This window comes from Azoarcus sp. Soil_N_20, assembly GCF_057656155.1.
Genome location: NZ_JBDGKX010000016.1, coordinates 77,678 through 96,879, shown reverse-complemented (window position 1 = coordinate 96,879; position 19,202 = coordinate 77,678). Strand labels below are relative to the sequence as shown.

General features: G+C 66.9%; 14 protein-coding genes and 1 pseudogene. 8 read left to right on the top strand and 7 right to left on the bottom strand.

What is annotated here, in order from left to right; all coding sequences use genetic code 11:
- Positions 1 to 22: 22 nt before the first annotated feature.
- Complete coding sequence (locus tag AC3A35_RS23545; protein ID WP_487438938.1) at positions 23 to 1,168, bottom strand: CobW family GTP-binding protein; 1,146 nt, start codon at positions 1,166 to 1,168, stop codon at positions 23 to 25.
- Between the two features lie 287 nt (positions 1,169 to 1,455).
- Between AC3A35_RS23545 and AC3A35_RS23540 the strand changes: the two genes are divergently transcribed.
- The 4 genes from AC3A35_RS23540 to AC3A35_RS23525 all read left to right on the top strand — a co-directional run bounded on the left by AC3A35_RS23540 (position 1,456) and on the right by AC3A35_RS23525 (position 8,415).
- Positions 1,456 to 2,859 (top strand): FAD-binding oxidoreductase, encoded by a 1,404-nt coding sequence (locus AC3A35_RS23540; protein ID WP_487438937.1) that lies wholly within the window; start codon positions 1,456 to 1,458, stop codon positions 2,857 to 2,859.
- A 180-nt stretch (positions 2,860 to 3,039) separates the two neighbouring features.
- The gene (locus tag AC3A35_RS23535; protein ID WP_487438936.1) at positions 3,040 to 6,573 is read left to right on the top strand and encodes an indolepyruvate ferredoxin oxidoreductase family protein; all 3,534 of its coding nucleotides are present in this window, start codon (positions 3,040 to 3,042) and stop codon (positions 6,571 to 6,573) included.
- Positions 6,574 to 6,851: 278 nt separating this feature from the next.
- On the top strand, positions 6,852 to 7,607 hold the full coding sequence (locus AC3A35_RS23530) for a class I SAM-dependent methyltransferase (RefSeq protein ID WP_487438935.1): 756 nt from the start codon (positions 6,852 to 6,854) through the stop codon (positions 7,605 to 7,607).
- 97 nt (positions 7,608 to 7,704) lie between these two features.
- Positions 7,705 to 8,415, top strand: coding sequence for a nucleotide-binding protein (locus AC3A35_RS23525; RefSeq protein ID WP_487438934.1), 711 nt, complete (start codon positions 7,705 to 7,707; stop codon positions 8,413 to 8,415).
- Between the two features lie 63 nt (positions 8,416 to 8,478).
- Here the strand turns inward: AC3A35_RS23525 and AC3A35_RS23520 are convergent, their stop codons facing one another.
- A complete protein-coding gene (locus AC3A35_RS23520; protein WP_487438932.1) occupies positions 8,479 to 9,108 on the bottom strand; it encodes a response regulator transcription factor in 630 nt (209 codons plus the stop codon).
- Positions 9,109 to 9,334: 226 nt separating this feature from the next.
- Between AC3A35_RS23520 and AC3A35_RS23515 the strand changes: the two genes are divergently transcribed.
- The 4 genes and pseudogenes from AC3A35_RS23515 to AC3A35_RS23500 form a co-directional block, all read left to right on the top strand.
- Entirely contained in the window at positions 9,335 to 9,499 is a 165-nt protein-coding gene (locus tag AC3A35_RS23515; protein WP_487438930.1) for a hypothetical protein, read from the top strand.
- Between the two features lie 5 nt (positions 9,500 to 9,504).
- A complete protein-coding gene (locus tag AC3A35_RS23510) occupies positions 9,505 to 10,437 on the top strand; it encodes an ABC transporter substrate-binding protein (RefSeq protein ID WP_487438929.1) in 933 nt (310 codons plus the stop codon).
- On the top strand, positions 10,434 to 12,353 hold the full coding sequence (locus AC3A35_RS23505; protein WP_487438927.1) for an ATP-binding protein: 1,920 nt from the start codon (positions 10,434 to 10,436) through the stop codon (positions 12,351 to 12,353). Before AC3A35_RS23510 ends, AC3A35_RS23505 begins: the two co-directional genes overlap by 4 nt.
- Positions 12,354 to 12,443: 90 nt before the next feature.
- Positions 12,444 to 12,848: pseudogene (locus AC3A35_RS23500) on the top strand (PhaM family polyhydroxyalkanoate granule multifunctional regulatory protein); the annotation flags it as partial.
- Positions 12,849 to 13,036: 188 nt separating this feature from the next.
- Here the strand turns inward: AC3A35_RS23500 and AC3A35_RS23495 are convergent.
- From AC3A35_RS23495 to AC3A35_RS23475, 5 genes are all read right to left on the bottom strand, one after another.
- Entirely contained in the window at positions 13,037 to 14,203 is a 1,167-nt protein-coding gene (locus AC3A35_RS23495; RefSeq protein WP_487438925.1) for a CaiB/BaiF CoA transferase family protein, read from the bottom strand.
- A 118-nt stretch (positions 14,204 to 14,321) separates the two neighbouring features.
- Entirely contained in the window at positions 14,322 to 15,554 is a 1,233-nt protein-coding gene (locus AC3A35_RS23490; RefSeq protein WP_487438923.1) for a phenylacetate--CoA ligase family protein, read from the bottom strand.
- A 106-nt stretch (positions 15,555 to 15,660) separates the two neighbouring features.
- Positions 15,661 to 16,500 (bottom strand): ABC transporter ATP-binding protein, encoded by an 840-nt coding sequence (locus AC3A35_RS23485; protein ID WP_487438922.1) that lies wholly within the window; start codon positions 16,498 to 16,500, stop codon positions 15,661 to 15,663.
- Positions 16,501 to 16,700: 200 nt separating this feature from the next.
- The gene (locus AC3A35_RS23480; RefSeq protein WP_487438920.1) at positions 16,701 to 18,023 is read right to left on the bottom strand and encodes an ABC transporter substrate-binding protein; all 1,323 of its coding nucleotides are present in this window, start codon (positions 18,021 to 18,023) and stop codon (positions 16,701 to 16,703) included.
- A gap of 89 nt (positions 18,024 to 18,112) precedes the next feature.
- Positions 18,113 to 19,180: a branched-chain amino acid ABC transporter permease gene (locus tag AC3A35_RS23475; RefSeq protein WP_487438919.1), complete on the bottom strand. Its 1,068-nt coding sequence runs from the start codon at positions 19,178 to 19,180 to the stop codon at positions 18,113 to 18,115.
- Positions 19,181 to 19,202: the final 22 nt, after the last annotated feature.

The window sequence follows — 19,202 nt, the reverse complement described above, 5'->3', positions numbered from 1 at the left end:
GTCGCGCGCGGCCGCGAAATCCTTACACCCCGACCTCCGGCTCCGCGGGAACGCCACCGATGCTGAACATCAGATTGGTGACCTCGTCCCGCGGCAGGTCACGAACGATGAACACGAGTCGGCTCTTGCGGTCAGCGAAGGGCGGCGTGTCCGGCCATGCCGGCAGGCTGGTCGGCGGATACACCGAATGTTGCACGCATTGCACGATGCGCGGCTGCGGGTCGCCGATCACGTTGAGCATGCCCTTGATGCGCAGGATGCGCTCGCCATAGACCTGCAGCAGCAGCCCCAGCGCATCGGAAAAACCGAACCAGTTGAGCGGCTCGGCAAAGGTCAGCACATAGCTGGTGACGCCGTCATCGTGCCGCGCCGGTATCGCGACCGACGCCACGCGGCCCCCCGGCTTGCGCCAGGCGGGCGCGGCGGCACGTGCGGCATCGACCGCCTGCTGCTTCCGCACCCGTTCCTCGCCCAGCCAGGCGGCCACGTCCGGCATCTTGCCGGCAGCGTCGTAGAGCCCGCAGCCGAACACCGCGTCGACCGCGATCACGCCCCCCTCGACCCGAATCTGCGCGGCGCCCGGATTGAGCATCCGCAGTCGCGCCGCCACCGCCTCGCGCGCGCCCGCGTCGGCGAGGTCACATTTGGTCAGCAGCAGGCGGTCTGCCATCGCCACCTGGCGCACCGCCTCGCGGTGGGCGCCGAGCTGCTGCAGCGCATGGGTGACATCGACCGCGGTGATCACGCCGTCACAACGGTAGCGCTCGGCGATGAACGGCTCCTCCATCACGGTATGGACCACCGGCACCGGGTCGGCCAGCCCGGTAGTCTCGATCAGCACCCGGCGCAGCGGCGGAATTTCACGGCGCAGGGCGCGCATGAAGAGGTTCTTCAACGCCTTCACCAGATCGCCCTGCACGCTGCAGCAGATGCAGCCCGAATCGAGCAGCACTACCGACTCGTCGACCTTCTCGACCAGCAGATGATCGACGCCGACCTCGCCGAACTCGTTGATCAGCACCGCTGCGCCGTCCATCTCCGGCTGGCGCAGCAGATGGTTGAGCAGCGTGGTCTTGCCGGCGCCCAGAAAGCCGGTGAGCACGGTGACCGGAATGCGCCGATCCGCCTCGGGTGGCTGCATGACACCGGGTAGCGCGGATTCATTCATGACACTGCGTGTTCCTTTGTTGTAATGGAGGCGCCCAGGATCGCGCAGCGCTGTTCAGCGGCGACCCCGTCCACAGACCAGGGTGCGGAAACTCCATTCATTGGCAAACCGTTGGACCGACAGCCACCAAGGATAACCGAGCCCGCGTTGTCGCAGGCTATCGGCGCACCCGGTGCAGGCCCGACCACGATGCCCGGACGGGCGACCCCGCTGCAGGAAGGCTCCCGATTCCCTCCGCAGCCCACAAGCGACGATAATTGGCGACAGTCCCCAGACCGAGGCCCGACATGAACGCTTCCGACCCCCTCCGCAAGCCGCTCCCGCAAGCTTTCATCGACGCCCTCGCCGCCCGCTTCGGCAGCCGTTTCTCCACCTCCGCAGGGGTGTGCGCCCACCACGGCCACGACGAATCGCACTTCCCCGACGCACTCCCCGATGCCGTGGTCTTCGCGCACGACACCGACGAGGTCGTCGCCATCGTCGAAGCCTGCCGCGAGCACGGCGTACCGATCATTCCGTACGGCGTCGGCAGCTCGCTCGAAGGGCATATCCTTGCCATCCACGGCGGGATCAGCATCGACTTCTCGGAGATGAAGCGGGTGCTCGCGATCAACGCCGAGGACATGAACGTCGTCGTCCAGCCCGGCGTCACCCGCAAGCAGCTCAATGCCGAACTGCATGGCAGCGGGCTGTTCTTCCCGATCGACCCCGGCGCCGACGCCAGCCTCGGCGGCATGGCCGCCACCCGTGCCTCGGGCACCAATGCCGTGCGCTACGGCACCATGCGCGAAAACGTGCTCGGCCTCACCGCGGTGATGGCCGACGGCCGCGTGATCCGCACCGGCGGCAAGGCGCGCAAGTCCTCGGCGGGCTACGACCTCACCCACCTGCTGGTGGGCTCGGAAGGCACCCTGGCCATCATCACCGAACTCATCGTGCGCCTGCACCCGCTCCCCGAGGCGGTGTCGGCGGCCACCTGCGCCTTTCCCGATGTGGTCAGCGCGGTCAATACGGTGATCCAGACCATCCAGCTCGGCATCCCGGTGGCGCGCATCGAACTGGTCGACGCCCTCACCGTGCAGGCGATCAACCGTTACAGCAAGACCATGTTGCACGAATCGCCGATGCTGTTCTTCGAGTTCCACGGCTCGCCGGCCAGCGTCGAGGAACAGGCGCAGACCGTCCAGGAGATCGCCCGTGAGCACGGCGGTCTCGACTTCGAATGGGCGAGCCGGCCGGAAGACCGCAGCAAGCTGTGGGCCGCACGCCACGACGTGTACTTCGCCAGCCTCAACCTGCGCCCCGGGAGCCGTGGGGTGACCACCGACGTCTGCGTGCCGATCTCGAAGCTGGCCGAATGCGTGGCCGGCGTGCGCGACGACATCGAGGCCTCGGGCTTCATCGCCCCCATCGTCGGCCACGTCGGCGACGGCAACTTCCACACCATCATCCTGGTCGATCCGGACAGCGCGGACGAGATCGCCCGCGCCGAGGAGCTGAACCACCGTATCGTGCACCGCGCGCTCGCGCTCGGCGGCACCTGCACCGGCGAACACGGTATCGGCATCGGCAAGCAGGCCTTTTTGCTCGCGGAGCACGGCGCCCCGGCGATCGACGCGATGCGCATGATCAAGCGCGCGCTCGACCCGGACAATCTGCTCAATCCGGGCAAGATCCTGCCGCCGGGCTGAGCCCCTGGGGACGGGCGCCATTGGCGGCCGCCCGCAACCTTCGGCCGCTTAGGGTATCCAAGGATGGTGCCGCCCGCTCCACGCGGCTAACCTGCTTGCCAGCTTCGGCACCCCGCTCACGAGGCGGGCTCGAGGCCACGCGCAAGACTCCAAGAACACGATTTTTGGCAGGAGAGTCCCATGGCGGAAGCCGACCCGCGGGTGCCCCTTGCGGTGCCCAGCCTCGAAGACAAGTACACCCTCGTGTCCGGCCGCGTCTATCTGACCGGCTACCAGGCACTGGTACGTCTGCTGATGATCCAGAAGGAGCGCGACCGCGACGCCGGGCTCAACACCGCGGGCTTCGTGTCCGGCTATCGCGGCTCACCGCTGGGCGGGCTCGATCAGACGCTGTGGAAGGCGAAGCCGCATCTCGCCAGTCACGACATCGTGTTCCAGCCCGGGATCAACGAAGACCTCGCCGCCACCGCAGTGTGGGGCTCGCAACAGGTCAATCTGTCGCCGCAGGCGAAATACGACGGCGTGTTCGCGATGTGGTACGGCAAGGGGCCCGGGGTGGACCGCAGCGGCGACGTGTTCCGACACGCCAACGCCGCCGGCAGCTCGAAACACGGCGGCGTGCTGGTGATCGCCGGCGACGACCACGCGGCCAAGTCGTCGACGCTGCCGCACCAGACCGACCACTTCTTCAAGTCGATGATGATGCCGGTGCTCACGCCCGCCGGGGTGCAGGAGTACATCGACTTCGGCGTGCATGGCTATGCGCTGTCGCGCTACTCCGGTTGCTGGGTGGCGTTCAAGGCGCTCGCCGACACGGTGGAAACCTCGGCCTCGGTCGATGTCGACCCGCGGCGGGTGCAGGTCGCGATCCCCACCGATTTCGCCCTGCCCGCCGACGGCCTCAACATCCGCTGGCCCGACCCGCCGCTGGTGCAGGAAAAGCGTTTGCTGCACTTCAAGCTGTATGCGGCGCTCGCCTACGCGCGCGCCAACGGACTGAACCGCGTGATCATCGACTCTCCGCAGCCGCGGCTGGGCATCATCACCTGTGGCAAGAGCTACCTCGACGTGCGCCAGGCCCTCGACGATCTCGGCATCGACGAGGCGCTTGCCGCCGAGATCGGCATCCGCTTGTACAAGGTCGGCATGGTGTGGCCGCTGGAGGCCGACGGCGTGCGCCAGTTCGCCGCGGGACTGGACGAGATCCTGGTGATCGAGGAAAAGCGCCAGCTGCTCGAATACCAGTTGAAGGAGGAGCTCTACAACTGGCGCGAGGATGTGCGCCCGCGCGTGGTCGGCAAGTTCGACGAGAAGGGCGAGTGGGCGCACGTGCTGCGCGCCGACGGCAGCATCGATCACGGCGACTGGCTGCTGCCGGCGGCCGGCGAGCTCACCCCGGCGATGATCGCGCGGGTGATCGCGGCGCGCATCGGCCGCTTCTTCACCTCGGATCGGATCCAGGCCCGGCTGGCCTTCCTCGAGGCCAAGGAACAGGCGCTGTCGGGACGGGTGTTCGCGATCGACAGGGTACCGACCTTCTGCTCCGGCTGCCCGCACAACACCTCCACCAACGTGCCCGAGGGCAGTCGCGCGCTGGCCGGCATCGGCTGCCACTACATGGCGACCTGGATGCCCGAGCGGCGCACCGGCACCTTCACCCAGATGGGCGGCGAGGGCGTGCCCTGGGTCGGCCAGGCACCGTTCACCAGCGAGCCGCACATCTTCGCCAACCTCGGCGACGGCACCTACTTCCACTCCGGCCTGCTCGCCATCCGCCAGGCGGTGGCGGCCAAGGTGAACATCACCTACAAGATCCTGTACAACGACGCGGTGGCGATGACCGGCGGCCAGCCGCACGACGGCGCGCTGTCGGTCCCGCTGATCGTCCGCCAGATCCAGGCCGAGGGCGTGCACAACATCGTCGTGGTCACCGACGGCACCGCGCGCGCCTATGGCCCGTCCGACCTCCCCCACGTGCCGATCCGCCACCGCGACGAACTCGACAGCATCCAGCGCGAGCTGCGGGCCTCGGGCGGCGTCACCGCACTGATCTACGACCAGACCTGCGCCGCCGAGAAGCGCCGGCGCCGCAAACGCGGCACCTTCCCCGACCCGGCGCGCCGGGTATTCATCAACGAGGCGGTGTGCGAGGGCTGCGGCGACTGCGGGGTCCAGTCGAACTGCATGTCCATCGTGCCGGTGGAGACCGAGTTCGGGCGCAAGCGCGCGATCGACCAGTCTTCATGCAACAAGGACTACTCCTGCCTCAACGGCTTCTGCCCCAGCTTCATCACCATCGAGGGCGGCCGGCTGCGCAAGGGCAGCGCACGGCAGGCGGACGAATCGCACTTTGCCGACCTGCCGATGCCGGCGCTGCCGGATATCGCCCGCCCCTTCGGCATCATGGTCACCGGGGTCGGCGGCACCGGCGTGGTCACCATCGGTGCGCTGATCGGCATGGCCGCCCACCTCGACGGCAAGGGCGTGACCGTGCTCGACATGACCGGCCTGGCGCAGAAGGGCGGCTCGGTGTTCAGCCACATCCGCCTCGCCGAGCGGCCGGAACAGCTGCACGCAGTGCGCATCGCCGCCGGCGAGGCCGACGCCGTGATCGGCGGCGACGTGGTGGTGAGCGCGAGCGTCGAGGCCCTGGCCAAGATGGCCGCGGGCAAGACCCGCGCGGTGATCAACGTGGCCGAAACGCCGACCTCGGAGTTCACCCACAACCCGGACTGGCAGTTCCCGCTCGACAAGATGCAGGCGGCCGTACAGGAGGCGACCGGCCCCGGCCACGCCGACTTCCTCGACGCCCAGGGCCTGGCCACCGCGCTGATGGGCGATGCAATCGCGACCAACCTGTTCCTGCTCGGCTACGCCTGGCAGAAAGGCATGGTGCCGGTGTCGCACGGGGCACTGATGCAGGCGATCGAGCTCAACGGGGTCGCCCTGGACATGAACCGCAAGGCCTTCCTGTGGGGTCGGCGCGCGGCCCACGACCTGGCCGCGGTGGAGCGCTACGCCCGGCCGGCTGAGGCCGTCCCGATCCGGGCGCCGACGCTGGACGAGGTGGTCGCGCGCCGGGTCGAGTTCCTCACCGCCTACCAGGATGCGGCCTACGCCGAACGTTACCGACAGCTGGTCGCCCGCGTGCGCGAGACCGAGACCAGCCGGGTCGGCAGCGCCAGCATTCGGCTGACGGAGACCGTGGCACACAACTACTTCAAACTGCTCGCCTACAAGGACGAGTACGAGGTGGCCCGGCTGTACACCGACCCGGCCTTCTGGGACAAGGTCGATGCTGCTTTCGAGGGCGACTTCGAGGTGCGCTTCCACCTCGCGCCGCCGCTGGTGTCGCGCCTCGATCCGGCCACCGGACGCATCCCGAAGAAGGCCTTCGGGCCGGGCATGCGCCGGGTGTTCCGCCTGCTGGCAAGACTCAAGGGCCTGCGCGGCACGCGCTGGGACGTGTTCGGCCGCAGCGCGGAGCGCCGCGCCGAGCGCGCCCTGATCGACCAGTACGAACGCGATCTCGCCGAGCTGCTTGCCACCCTGAGCTACACCCGGCTGGCGCTGGCAGTCGACATCGCCGCACTGCCGCAGGGCATCCGCGGCTTCGGCCATGTGAAACTGCAGAACATGGAAGCGGCCGCACGCCAGCGCGACGCCCTGCTCGCACGCTGGCGCCGGGTCGAGCAGACGACGCGCGCAGCCTGAGGGCGCGGGGTGGGGGCGGGCGGCGCGCCGGGGCAGGGCCGGAGTGGGCTGTCGAGAGCGCCGTTGCCTTCGGTCAGGCGGCCGGAAAAGGGTGGCGCATGTCTGAGGGCGCGCCGCGCCCGAGTTTGCGCCACCCCCGCCGCGTGGCCGAAGGCAACGGGAAGCCGAAGGCCGCGAACGTCTGCCCGCCCCAGCCCTGCCCCGGATCAGCGCCGTCTGCCCCCACCCCGCACCGCCGTCCGGCTATCATCCGCCCTGCCCCAATCGACCCGGCCCCGATGCCCCCAGCCCTCAAAGCCCTTCTCGCCCAGTTCGCCGGCTGGCTGCTCGCCTACCTCCTCGGCCGCAGCGGACTGCTCGCCGCCGGGCTGTGGCCACTGGTGATCGCCCAGGCCGTCGGCGCCACCGTGGCTGCCGCCGCACTGCGCAGCGCACGCTGGTGGCTGCCGATCCACCTCCTGTTCACCCCGCTTGCCATCACCGCCCTGCAGCTCAGGCTCGCACCCGGCTGGTACCTGGCCGCCTTCGTGGCGCTCGCGCTGATCTACTGGAGCAGCTTTCGCACCCAGGTCCCGCTCTACCTGACCAACCGCAAGACCGCCGCGGCAGTGGCGGCGCTGCTGCCCGCGGCACGGGCCGCACGCTTGCTCGACATTGGTGCCGGTACCGGCTCGCTGCTCCGGATGCTCGCCCACCTGCGCCCAGACAGTCGGTTTGCCGGGATCGAAACCGCCCCCGCCCCATGGGCGCTGGGGTGGCTGCTCGGTCGCGGACTGCCCGGCCTCGAATGGCGCCGCGGCGACTTCTTCACCGCATCGTGGGCCGGCTACGACATCGTCTATGCCTTCCTGTCGCCGGTGCCGATGGCCGCGGTATGGGACAAGGCCCGGGAGGAAATGGCCCCGGGCAGTCTGCTGGTCAGCAACAGTTTCGCCATCCCCGGCCGCGAGCCGGAGCGTATCATCGACATCGACGACCGCCGTCACACCCGCCTGCTGGTGTATCGCATTCCGCCCGCACAAGCGCGGAAATAGGCCGACGAAACGGCCCTTTTCTGCGTCTGCCGACACCTGCTCCGGCGCAATAATGCAAGCGTACGGCAACCCTTGCCACGAGCTGAGGAATGGATTCATGGCTGAGATCATCTGCGTGATCGGCAACAAGGGCGGCACCGGCAAGACCACCCTCTCGCACATGCTGTGCCAGGGGCTCGGCCTGCTCGGACATCGCTCCGCCTGCGTGCTGACCGACGTATCCCGCGAACCGCTCTCGCCCGACGGGCGGCGCTACATCACCGCCGACGCCCGCACCCGCGACGCGCTGACCAAGGTCGTCGACAAGCTGCGCACGCTCAACGACTGGATCGGCGTCATCGACGGCGGCGGCAACCGCACCGAGATGGATCGCAAGCTGTATGCGCTGTCGGACATCGTCCTGCTGCCCTTTCGCGAGTCGCACGAAGACATCCGTACCGTGGTCCGCGACCTCGAGATGTTTCCGCGCGCCTACGCGGTGCCTTCGCAATGGCCGAGCAACTCCTGGCAACGTGACGCCGCCGACCGCAACGTGGCCCAACTGATGGGCGCCTATCGCCACCGTATCCTGAACCCGGTCGGTGCGCTGTCGGCCTCCAAGCTGCTGCTGCAAAGGCAGGTGCCGGAGCAGTTGCCCACGCCACTGGCGAACGCCTGTCGCGCGTTCGGGCGTCAGGTGCTCGAAGTGCTGGAAATCGATGTCGCGGACGTTGGCGCTGCGCACGGACTGACCATAGGCGGCGACGAACGCCTGTCGCCAGCCGAAATGCCGCTACGCTTCAACCCACCCTCGCGCCGACCGCACTGACGGAGCCGCGACGACGCGGGATGCAGATGGAGCCCGCAGCGGCCGGTTAACTGCCGGAGTAACTCAGAGCCGAGTGCCGTGGCGGGAGATGACGACCAGCGCCTGCGATCGGTTGGAAACGCCCATTGCGCGGAAGATCGCGGACATGTGTACCTTGACCGTGCCTTCGGACAAGCCAAGCAGATCGGCGATCTCGCGGTTCGTCTTGCCTTGGGCGAGCAGCTCCAGCACACGGGTCTGGGCCGCAGTCAGGCCGAAGCGCTCGCTCACCGGAGCCCCGGAACGACGGCCCGGTGCGCGGTCCTTGGTGTCGGGTGTGGACACCCCACCTTCGAGCACGATCTTGACCGCCTGCAGCATCTCTTCACCCGAACTGGACTTGGAAACGAAGCCGGAGGCGCCACCCTTGATTGCGCGTCGAACCGAGGCATCGTCATCCATCGCCGACACCACGATCGCCGGCACATCGGGGAAGCGCTTTGCCAGCACGGCGAGCAGGGAGAACCCGTTCATGTCGGGCAACATCAGATCAATCACGGCAAGATCCCAGTCGGACGACGCTTCGAGTTTGGCGAGCGCATCGTCGGCGCCCTTGGCCTCGATGCACTCCACTCCGTCGTCGAGTCGTGCCAGCGTATGCGCCATGGCCTCTCGCACCAAGGCATGGTCTTCAACGATCAGAATCTTGATCACAACCGACTCCACTATAACTTCCACCCGGACGCAAAATGCGTGAAGCATAGCACGGAGCGCTAGCACTTCCTTTCGCACCCTCTATCAGGCAGGCAAAAAACCAGCCAGAATCGGGGGGCGATCCATCATGTGCCATTGCGGGTCCATGACCTACCGAGTGACTCACTTCCTGCCAAACACCACCCATCGCCGTACGACCACGCCTTGTTGCTTGTTGACGCACGCAATGATGCCCGTATGGGCCGCGGATGGCGAGCGCCAGGACGCAGACGATCGCGACACCCTTCCGCCGACGACCTGGCGGATGCCGGCCGACGACGCGGTCCGGACGATGCCGGTACGGCGCAACTTCGAGTCCGAGCATATTGTCGATCACCGCGCGGACTCCTGAGCGCCATGGCTCGCATGCGTCTCCTCTGTCACTGTCTGCTCATGCTGTGCCTGCTGCTGGGCAAGGCCGCTGCCGGCACCGACGACCAGGTTGCGATCGTCACCAGCGCAACCGACGGCGCGCAGGCCGAGGCCGCGGCAGCCTTGCGCGCGGGGCTGCTGCTCGCGATGCCGACGGTGCGCATCCACGAACTGGACTCGTCGAACCTGACCAGGGAGGCGCTGGCGACCAGCAGCGTCATCGTCACCGTGGGGTCCCAGGCCGCGCGCATCACGGCCAGCCTGGCGCCGCCCCGACCGGTGATCCATACGCTGATACCCGCCACCACCTACCACAATCTGCCCGCCGGGCCCGGGGGCGCGAATGGCGGCTCTGCCATCCTGCTCGACCAGCCTGCCGAGCGCCAGATGGCCCTCCTGCGTCTCGCCCTGCCCGAATGGCGCCGCGTGGCCCTGCTCGCCGGCCACGGCGCGGACCCCCGCGTCCGTCGCCTCGCCGACGCGGCGCGGGAACGGCAGTTCGACGTACGCGAATCGCTGGTCGGCTCCGAGCGCGAACTCTATCCGGCCTTGCAGAAGGTGCTCACCGAGCCTGCCATTCTCATTGCGACGCCCGACGCACAGATCTTCAGCAGCCTCACCATCCAGAATGTCCTGCTCACCGCCTACCGCAACCGCTCGCCCGTTCTCGGCTTTACCGCGGCCTATGTCCGCGCCGGCGCATTACTGAGCCTGTACTCGACCCCGGCCCAGATCGGCCAGCAGGCCTCCGAACTCGCCATCCGGGCGCTGCGGGGCAGCCCCCTGCCTCCCGTCCTGCCCCCCAGCCTGTTCGAGGTGGCGGTCAATACCAATGTCGCCCGCTCGCTCGGCATCGAACTCGATAGCGCCGAGAACCTGACTGCCGCGCTGATCAGCCACGAGGATGGCAAGCCATGATCCGCAACTGGGGGATCCGCTCGCGGGTGATGCTGGCAGCCGTGCTGCCGATGCTGGCGCTGGCACTGGTTCTGACCGTGTCCTACACGCGCTCGCGACTGGCCGATCTGGACGATGCACTGAGCGCACGGGGTCGCGCCGTCGCCCGCCAACTCGCGGCCGCCAGTGAATACGCGGTGTTCTCCGGCAATCGGGACGCGCTGCGACAGATCACCAGCGCGGTATTGTCCGAGGACGACATCGCCGGCATCAGCATCGTGGACAACCGTGGCGAGACGCTCGCCCGCAGTGGCATGCTCGACGGCATGCTGCCGCCGCTGCCGGCCAGTGCCGTCACCACCCCGATGCAGCTCGTGCAGGGTCCGACCCTGCGCCTGATCGAACCGATCCGCCCAAGCCGGCTGGAGCTCGATGACGGCTTCACCTCGATCACCATGGGCGCGGCGGCCCAACTCGAAGAGCCTCCGCTGGGCAGCGTAGTGGTGGAAATGTCGTTGCGCCGCCTGCAGCGTCAGCGGGACGAATTGCTATGGACCAGCGCGGGCTCGGTGCTGCTGGTGCTGATCGGCACCCTGCTGCTCGCGTCCCGACTGAGCCGGGGGGTCAGCGGTCCGATCAGGGTCGTTGCAGAGACCGTGACCCGCATCGGTCAGGGACAACTCAACGAACGTGTGCCGATGCTCGGTGGTGGCAGCCTCGCGACCCTGACCGACGGCGTCAACGAGATGGCCGAACGGCTCGCCGGTGCGCATGAGGAGATGGTGCGCAAGATCGCGGAGGCGACGGCGGAGCTGCGCGCGCGCAAGGAAGAGGCCGAACGCGCCAATCTGTCCAAATCGCGCTTTCTGGCGGCCGCCAGTCACGACCTGCGCCAGCCGATGCACGCGCTCGGCCTGTTCATTTCGGAGCTCACCCAGCAGGCGCACAGTCCGGAAAGCCGCCGTCTGGTGCAACGTATCGCCGCCGCGGCGGAGGCGATGGACAATCTGCTCGACAGCCTGCTCGACATCTCCAAGCTCGATGCCGGCGTCCTGCACCCCAACCCCCGCGCCTTCGCCCTGCAACCGGTCCTCGAACGGATCGCCACCGAACAGCGCGCAGCGGCCGAAGAGCGCGAGCTCGAACTCAGGGTGCGCCCGACCCCATGCTGGACATACAGTGATCCGGTGCTGTTCGAGCGCATCGTCACCAATCTGGTGAGCAATGCGATTCGCTATACCACCGCCGGACGTATCCTGATCGCGTGTCGGAAACGGGGTGGCACGCTCAGGGTCGAGGTGCGCGACAGTGGGATCGGCATTCCCCCCGAGTCGCAGGAAATCATCTTCCAGGAGTTCATCCAGCTCGACAACGCCGAACGTGCCCGCGACAAGGGGCTGGGGCTGGGGCTCGCGATCGTGCGTCGTCTTGCCATCCTGCTCGGACATCAGCTCGAATTGCGTTCCGCACCCGGACGCGGCTCGGTCTTCGCCATCGGCATGGCCGCCGCCGCCGCTCACCCGGAGCGGACGCTGGAGCCGGAGCGCCCACCGGGCGACCTCAACGGCCTGCACGTCGCCCTGGTCGATGACGACCCGCTGGCCCGTTCCGGCATGGAGAGTCTGCTGCGCTCGTGGGGATGCGAGATGATGTCGGCCGAATCGCCGGAGGTCCTGCTCGACATGATTGCCCTCAGCAGAGCCAAACCCAGCCTGCTGATCAGCGACTTCCGCATGCACGGTCCGCACAACGGTATCGACATCATCCACGCGGTACGCGGCAATCTCGACCCGATCCTGCCCGCGATCCTGATCAGTGGAGACACCGGCGCCGAGACCCTGAATCTTGCGCAGCAGGCCGGGCTGCCATTGCTGCACAAGCCGGTCCGTCCCGCCCGCCTGCGTGCGCTCATCCACCGCCTGGTCGATGCCCCCTGAAGCCCGGCACGCGTGTTGCGGCGCGCAATGTGCTTTGGCATACGGTTCGGTTAAGATGAAGCCACTACACAACCACCCGGGAGAACGACAGTGTCAAACGATCAATCCGCCAAGGATCCGCTCGATTTCGTTCGCGGGATGTGGAGCAATATGGGTTTTTCGCTGCCCGGCATGGTGACGCCGACCCTGGATGTGGAAGAACTCGACAAGCGCATTGCCGACATGAAGGCGGTCGAGGGCTGGCTCAAGATGAACCTGAACATGCTGCAGATGACGATACAGGGCCTGGACATGCAGCGCGCAACCATTGCCACCGTCAGCGCCATGTGCCAGCAGATCCGGGAAAGCGGTGAAAATACCGACACCGGCGACCAAGCCGAGACCGGCGAAGCGAATCCCTTCGCAGCGGCAGCGTCGATGTGGCCATGGAACATGATCAGCCCGGGCCAGGGCGGCGCCACTCCGGCCGCTCCAGCCACCCCGGAACCCGTCGCCGACAGCAAGCCGCGCGCCGGCCATCAGAGCACGGAAAAGATGTGGCCATGGAACATGATGACCCCCGAGCAGAGCGCTCCCACTCCGGCCAAGCCGAAACCCGCTGCCAGCGCCAAGCCGCGCGCCAGGCGCAAGAGCACGGAAAAATAGGCCTCGCCCCGGCGACCGCTACGTCAGGTTGCCTTGCGTCAGATCACCCCCATTGCGTGCAGACGCCTGATTTCGGCGGCGTCGACACCCAGGGCGGCGAGCACTTCGTCCGTGTCCGCACCGGCGGCCGGCGCCGGCGTCGGGGCATCGGGTGTATAGCCCGACAGCCGGACCGGCGGGCCGAACTGGCGTACGCCGCCGACCTCCTGCACCATGGCACGCGCCAGCAGCTGCGGGTTCTCCAGGCTCTCCTCCAGCCGTAGCACCGGGGTCACGCAGCAATCGACGCGGTCGAAAAGCGCGGTCCACTCGTGCTGGCTATGGCGACGAAAGATCGTGACCAGCGCCTCCCGTGCGCGGGCGCCCGCGGCGCCGGTGTCGAGGTGTGCCGGCTTGAGCTCGGCGCAGCCGAGGGTGTCGCACAGCAGGAACCAGAACTTCTCCTCCAGCGCCCCGACCGCCATGTGCCTGCCGTCGGCGGTTTCGTACACGCCGTAGCAGGGCACCCCGCCTGTCAGCAGATCCTCCCCGCGCGGGCGCACGCCGCCGCGTGCCAACACCTCGACCAGCGGAAAAATGGCATGCGCAAGGGCAGCGTCGGTCATCGCCACGTCGACATGGCGACCCCGTCCGCTGGCGCGCGCCTCGAACAGGGCCACCAGAACGCCGACCACCGCCGCCATCGTGCCGCCGAGCAGGTCACCGATCTGCAGATTGGGCAGCGCCGGCGCGCCGCCCGCGGTACCGATCTGGTCGAGCACGCCGGCATAGCCGATGTAGTTGATGTCGTGACCCGCACGCTGCGCGTAGGGTCCGGTCTGGCCGTAGCCGGTGATGCTGCACACGACCAGCCGCGGATTGATCCCCGCCAGCACGGCGTAGCCCAACCCGAGCTTGTCCATCACGCCGGGGCGAAAGCCCTCGATCACCGCATCGGCCGATTCGATCAGGCGCAGGAAGAGCGCACGCCCCTCCGCATGCTTCAGGTCGAGGCGCAGGCTCTTCTTGTTGCGATTCACCACCTGGTAGAAATAGCTCGTATCGCCTGCCATCGCCCCCATGCTGCGGGCATAGTCGCCCGCGCCGGTATCTTCGATCTTGATCACCTCGGCACCGTAGTCCGCCAGGTGCTGGGTGGCCAGCGGCCCGGGCAGCAGGCGGGTTAGATCGAGGATGCGCAGGCCGGAAAGCGGTTTGGGTTGCATGGCTGAACTCGGCGGATTGGACACGGGGTGAGCGCTCGGGCGGTGGCGCAGACGCCGGAAAAAACCGGCCCGGCAAGGCCGGGCCGAACACTGCCCACACACAACCCGGAGTGCAGTACTAATCGTACGTGCGAATGTCGTCGATGATCCTGCCGTCGTTGGCGAGGCTGCCCGGCGGGCAGAAACGGATCTCGGCACGCAGCTTGGTGAGCTCGCGGATCGTGGCCGCGATCGCGCCCGCCAGTCCCTCGGTGCCGCTCCCGGTCTCGCAGTGCAGGGTCATCCGGTCGACCAGACCGGGATTGTCCACCACCAGCCGGCTACGCCCGATTTCCGGATGGCGACGCACGACATCGGCGACCTGACCGGGGTGTACGAACATGCCCTTGACCTTGGTGGTCTGATCGGCGCGCCCCATCCAGCCCTTGATGCGCAGATTGGTGCGCCCGCACGGCGAGGCCCCGGGCAGGATCGCCGACAGGTCGCCGGTGCCGAAGCGGATCAGCGGATAGTCCGGATTGAACGTCGTCACCACCACCTCGCCCACCTCCCCCGGGGCGACCGGATCACCGGTGCCGGGACGAACGATCTCGAGCACGATGTCCTCATCCACCACCATGCCTTCACCCGCCGGCGTCTCGTAGGCGATCAGGCCGATGTCGGCAGTGGCATAGGCCTGACTGGCGCGGATGCCGCGCGCAGCGAAGGCATCGCGCACGCTCGGCGGGAAGGCCTCGCCGGAGACAAAGGCCTTGGTGAATGCGGGAGTGACCCCGAGCTCGTCGGCCTTGTCGAGCAGAATGCGCAGAAAGGATGGCGTACCCACATAGGCATTGGGCTGCAGGTCGGCGATCGCGCCGAGTTGCAGCTCGGTCTGACCCACCCCGGCCGGGAATACCGTGCACCCGAGCGCATGCGCAGCGGTTTCCATCATCGACCCCGCCGGGGTGAAATGATAGGAGAAGGTGTTGTGCACCAGATCGCCGGCACGAAAGCCCGCCGCGTACAGCGCTCGCGCCAGCCGGTAGTAATCGGCGCGCGCACCTTCCGGTTCGTAGAGCGGCCCCGGCGAGGCAAACACCCGTCTGCAGGCTTCACCCCAGCGCACCGCCGCAAAGCCACCGAAGGGACGCGCCAGCTTCTGCTGCTCGAGCAGCTCGTACTTGCGGATCACCGGCAGCCGGGACAGCGCCTCGCGACTGGTCACCTGGGCCGGATCAATCCCTTCCAGCAAGCGCGCGAAAGCCGGCGCATTGGCCTGGGCGTGGGCAATCTGCGCGGGGAGTCGGGCGCACAACTCGCGTTCGCGCTCGGCCGGATCACGGGATTCTCTGTCGTCGTAAAAGCTCATGCTTTCATCCTGATTGGGGGGCGAACGCGTTCACCCGCGGCACTGCGCTTGGCACCCAAGCGCGCCGGGACGCCGCAGCGGGTGCGACGGCGCCATTGTCCTGCGCTCAGCTCAGCCAGCGCTTGCGCCGGCGATAGTGCTTGACCTCGCGGAAGCTCTTGCGGCCCTCGCCGGCGAGGCCGAGGTAGAACTCCTTCACATCCTCGTTGGTGGCCAGCTCGCTGGCCGCGCCCTCCATGACGATGCGACCGTTCTCCATGATGTAGCCGAAGTCGGCGTAGCGCAGCGCCACCATGGTGTTCTGTTCGGCGAGCAGGAAGCTGACCTGCTCCTTGGTGTTCAGATCCTTCACGATCTCGAAGATCTCCTCGACGATCTGCGGCGCCAGGCCCATCGACGGCTCGTCGAGCAGGATCATCTCGGGCTTGGCCATCAAGGCGCGTCCGATCGCACACATCTGCTGCTCGCCACCGGAGGTGTAGCCCGCCTGCGAAGTACGGCGCGTCTTGAGGCGTGGAAAGTAGTGATAGACCTTCTCGAGGCTGTCCCTGAGCTCGCTGCGCGAAATGCTGCGGGTGTAGGCGCCGGTCAGCAGGTTCTCCTCGATGGTCAGGTGGCCGAAGCAATGCCGCCCTTCCATCACCTGGATCACGCCGCGCCGGACCAGATCGTTCGGCGTCATCTGGTCGATGCGCTGGCCCTTGAATTCGATGTTGCCCTTGGTCACGTCGCCGCGCTCGGCACCGAGCAGGTTCGAAATCGACTTCAGCGTGGTGGACTTTCCCGCGCCGTTGGCGCCGAGCAGGGCAACGATGCTGCCCTTCGCGACCTGCAGGGACACGCCCTTGAGCACGAGAATGACGTGATCGTAGATCACCTCGACGTTGTTGATGCTGAGGTAGGGCGCCGCGCTGGCGGCGGCGTTCGCGGTGGCTGTACTGGTCATGGTTCTCGCCTCGTTTCTCCGTCCCACCTCCCCGGCTTTTGCCGGCTGAGGGTCTGCGGGGTGTTCGCGGGCGTTTGAAAACAAGCGCCGCAAGCACTCCGCAGACCCCCGCTTGCGCGGGGAGCCTGCGCCGACGACCCGGAGGCCGCCGGCATTTGATTGCACCCGGACGCGTACTGCCGTCCGGGTCCGGCTGCGACTTACATTTCCTTGGAGCAGTCGCGCGGGGTGATGCCCTTTTCCTTGGCGTAAGCCGCCGCAGACTCTTCGATCATGCCGCGTACCAGCGCCTTGTCGGCTTCGATCCAGTCGCTCACGGCCTTCCAGCTGGAGCCATCCCACTGCTGGAACTTGACCTTGCCCGAGCCTTCGTGATCGGTGCAGCTGATCTTCAGATCGGGCATGAATCCCGCCGCTCCCAACGCGGCCAGACGCTTCTCGTCGAGGTCGAGGTTCTCGAAGCCCCAGCGCACCTGCTCGCCGGTCATCGACTTGCCCTTGCCATACTTCTCCTGCGCCTTGCGGATTGCCTCCACGGTGATGATGCCGTGCACCACACCGCGGTTGTAGAGCACGCTGCCGACCCGGGCCTTGTCTTCCAGGTTGCCGTTGTTCTTGGCATAGACGTTGGTCTGGATGTCCTTGATCACCGGATAGTTGGCGCCGGCAACATTGAATCCGGCGGCCACATAACCCTTGGCGGCATCACCGGCCGGAATCGTGTCCTCTTCCGACCCCGACCACCACACGCCGATGATCTTGTCGCGGGAATAGCCGGTCTTGGCCGCGGTGCGCAGGGCGGTGGCGTTCATCACCCCCCAGCCCCACAGGATCACATAGTCGGGCTTGGCCTGGCGGACTTGCAGCCACTGCGCCTGCTGCTCGTTGCCGGGGTGAGCGACGGCAATCTTCTGCACCTCGAAGCCGTGCTTCTCGGCGAGCTTGTCGAGAATCGCATGCGACTCCTTGCCATAGGCGGAATCGTGATACAGCAGGCCGATCTTCTTGCCCTTGAGCTTGTCCATGCCGCCGGACTTCTGGCCGATGTAGTTCACGATCGCCGACGCCTGCGACCAGTAGGTGGTGATCATCGGGAACACCCACGGGAACACGCGGCCATCCGCTGCGTCGGTGCGCCCGTAGCCGATGGTGACCAGCGGAATCTTGTCCTGCGCGACCTTCTCCAGCACCGAGTAGGTGATGCCGGTCGACAGCGGCTGGAACACGGTATTGCCGGTCGGCCCCTTGCCCTTCAGGCGCTCGTAGCATTCGACACCGCGAGCATTGTTGTATTCGGTCTCGCACTCTTCCCAGGTCAGCTTGACGCCGTTGATACCGCCGTCACGGGCGTTGACCATCGCCATGTAGTCGATCCAGCCGCCATAGAGCGATGCGCCGTTGGAGCCATAAGGCCCGACGCGATAGCTCGCAAGACCGATGAACTGCTCCTGCGCAGCGGCATAACCCGAGGCCAGCAGGCCCGCGATGGCGGCGCCGATTAGAGCGGTTTGCTTCAGCTTCATGAGTGTCTCCTCTCTTTGTGTGTGGTACTGCGTCTTACTGCTTTGAAACCGGCGGGCAGCGGAGTGCCCGCCTGATGCTCGATCAAGGGTTAATGGGGGAAGGGCCACAAGCGCAGCTTGTCCTTGGCCAGCGTCCATAGACGGGCCAGCCCGTGCGGCTCGACGATCAGGAAAAAGATGATCAGTCCGCCGAAGATGATCAGTTCGAGATTGGAGCCCAGCCCCGCCGGCATCGAATTGCCGAATACGGTGTGCATGGCCACGTTGAGGAAGATCGGCAGCAACACGATGAATGCGGCCCCCAGGAAGGAGCCGAGTATGGACCCCACCCCGCCGATGATGATCATGAACAGGATCTTGAACGACAGATCGAGGTTGAAGCCTTCCGGTTCGACCGTGCCGAGATAGGTGTAGGCATAGAGGGCCCCGGCCACGCCGCAGTAGAAGGACGATACCGCGAACGCCGACAGCTTGGCCCGCATCGGACGGATGCCGATCACCTCCGCGGCCACATCCATGTCGCGCACCGCCATCCAGCGTCGCCCGGTCGTGCTGCGCACCAGATTCTTCGCCACCAGCGCCAGCACCACGACGACCGCCAGCGTCAGCAGATATTTCGACACCGGGGTATTGAACACGAAGCCGAGGATCTCGACCTGCTGCGCGGAGATCACCCCGGAACTGGAATAGTTGGAGAACCAGGGAAACTTGACCAGCGCCCAGACGATGAAGAACTGTGCCGCCAGCGTCGCCACTGCGAGATAGAAGCCCTTGATGCGCAGCGATGGCAGACCGAAGGCCACCCCGACCAGCGCGGCACATGCACCGCCGAGCACGATGCCTACGAGGAAGGGCATGCCGTCGATGCGCAGCATGAAATTGTAGGCACCGAACGCGCCGACCGCCATGAACGCGGCCGAGCCGAGCGAGAGCTGGCCCGCATAGCCGGTGAGAATGTTGAGACCGATCGCGGCGAGCGAGAAGATCAACACCGGGGTGAGGATCGCCTGCAGCCAGTACTCGCTGGCGAGCAGCGGCACCGCGAGAAAGACGATGGCGAGGATCACCGCCATCCCGATCCGGTCCTGCCGGATCGGAAAGATCTGCTGATCTTCCTGGTAACTGGCCTTGAACTGGCCTGCTTCACGATAGAGCATCTGTTGTCTCCGTTATCCTTGT

Coding starts and splice junctions, on each gene's coding strand:
- AC3A35_RS23490 (WP_487438923.1), bottom strand. CDS start 15,554: ATGAGCTTTTACGACGACAGAGAATCCCGTGATCCGGCCGAGCGCGAA.
- AC3A35_RS23495 (WP_487438925.1), bottom strand. CDS start 14,203: ATGCAACCCAAACCGCTTTCCGGCCTGCGCATCCTCGATCTAACCCGC.
- AC3A35_RS23530 (WP_487438935.1), top strand. CDS start 6,852: ATGCCCCCAGCCCTCAAAGCCCTTCTCGCCCAGTTCGCCGGCTGGCTG.
- AC3A35_RS23480 (WP_487438920.1), bottom strand. CDS start 18,023: ATGAAGCTGAAGCAAACCGCTCTAATCGGCGCCGCCATCGCGGGCCTG.
- AC3A35_RS23535 (WP_487438936.1), top strand. CDS start 3,040: ATGGCGGAAGCCGACCCGCGGGTGCCCCTTGCGGTGCCCAGCCTCGAA.
- AC3A35_RS23485 (WP_487438922.1), bottom strand. CDS start 16,500: ATGACCAGTACAGCCACCGCGAACGCCGCCGCCAGCGCGGCGCCCTAC.
- AC3A35_RS23505 (WP_487438927.1), top strand. CDS start 10,434: ATGATCCGCAACTGGGGGATCCGCTCGCGGGTGATGCTGGCAGCCGTG.
- AC3A35_RS23545 (WP_487438938.1), bottom strand. CDS start 1,168: ATGAATGAATCCGCGCTACCCGGTGTCATGCAGCCACCCGAGGCGGAT.
- AC3A35_RS23540 (WP_487438937.1), top strand. CDS start 1,456: ATGAACGCTTCCGACCCCCTCCGCAAGCCGCTCCCGCAAGCTTTCATC.
- AC3A35_RS23515 (WP_487438930.1), top strand. CDS start 9,335: ATGATGCCCGTATGGGCCGCGGATGGCGAGCGCCAGGACGCAGACGAT.
- AC3A35_RS23475 (WP_487438919.1), bottom strand. CDS start 19,180: ATGCTCTATCGTGAAGCAGGCCAGTTCAAGGCCAGTTACCAGGAAGAT.
- AC3A35_RS23510 (WP_487438929.1), top strand. CDS start 9,505: ATGGCTCGCATGCGTCTCCTCTGTCACTGTCTGCTCATGCTGTGCCTG.
- AC3A35_RS23525 (WP_487438934.1), top strand. CDS start 7,705: ATGGCTGAGATCATCTGCGTGATCGGCAACAAGGGCGGCACCGGCAAG.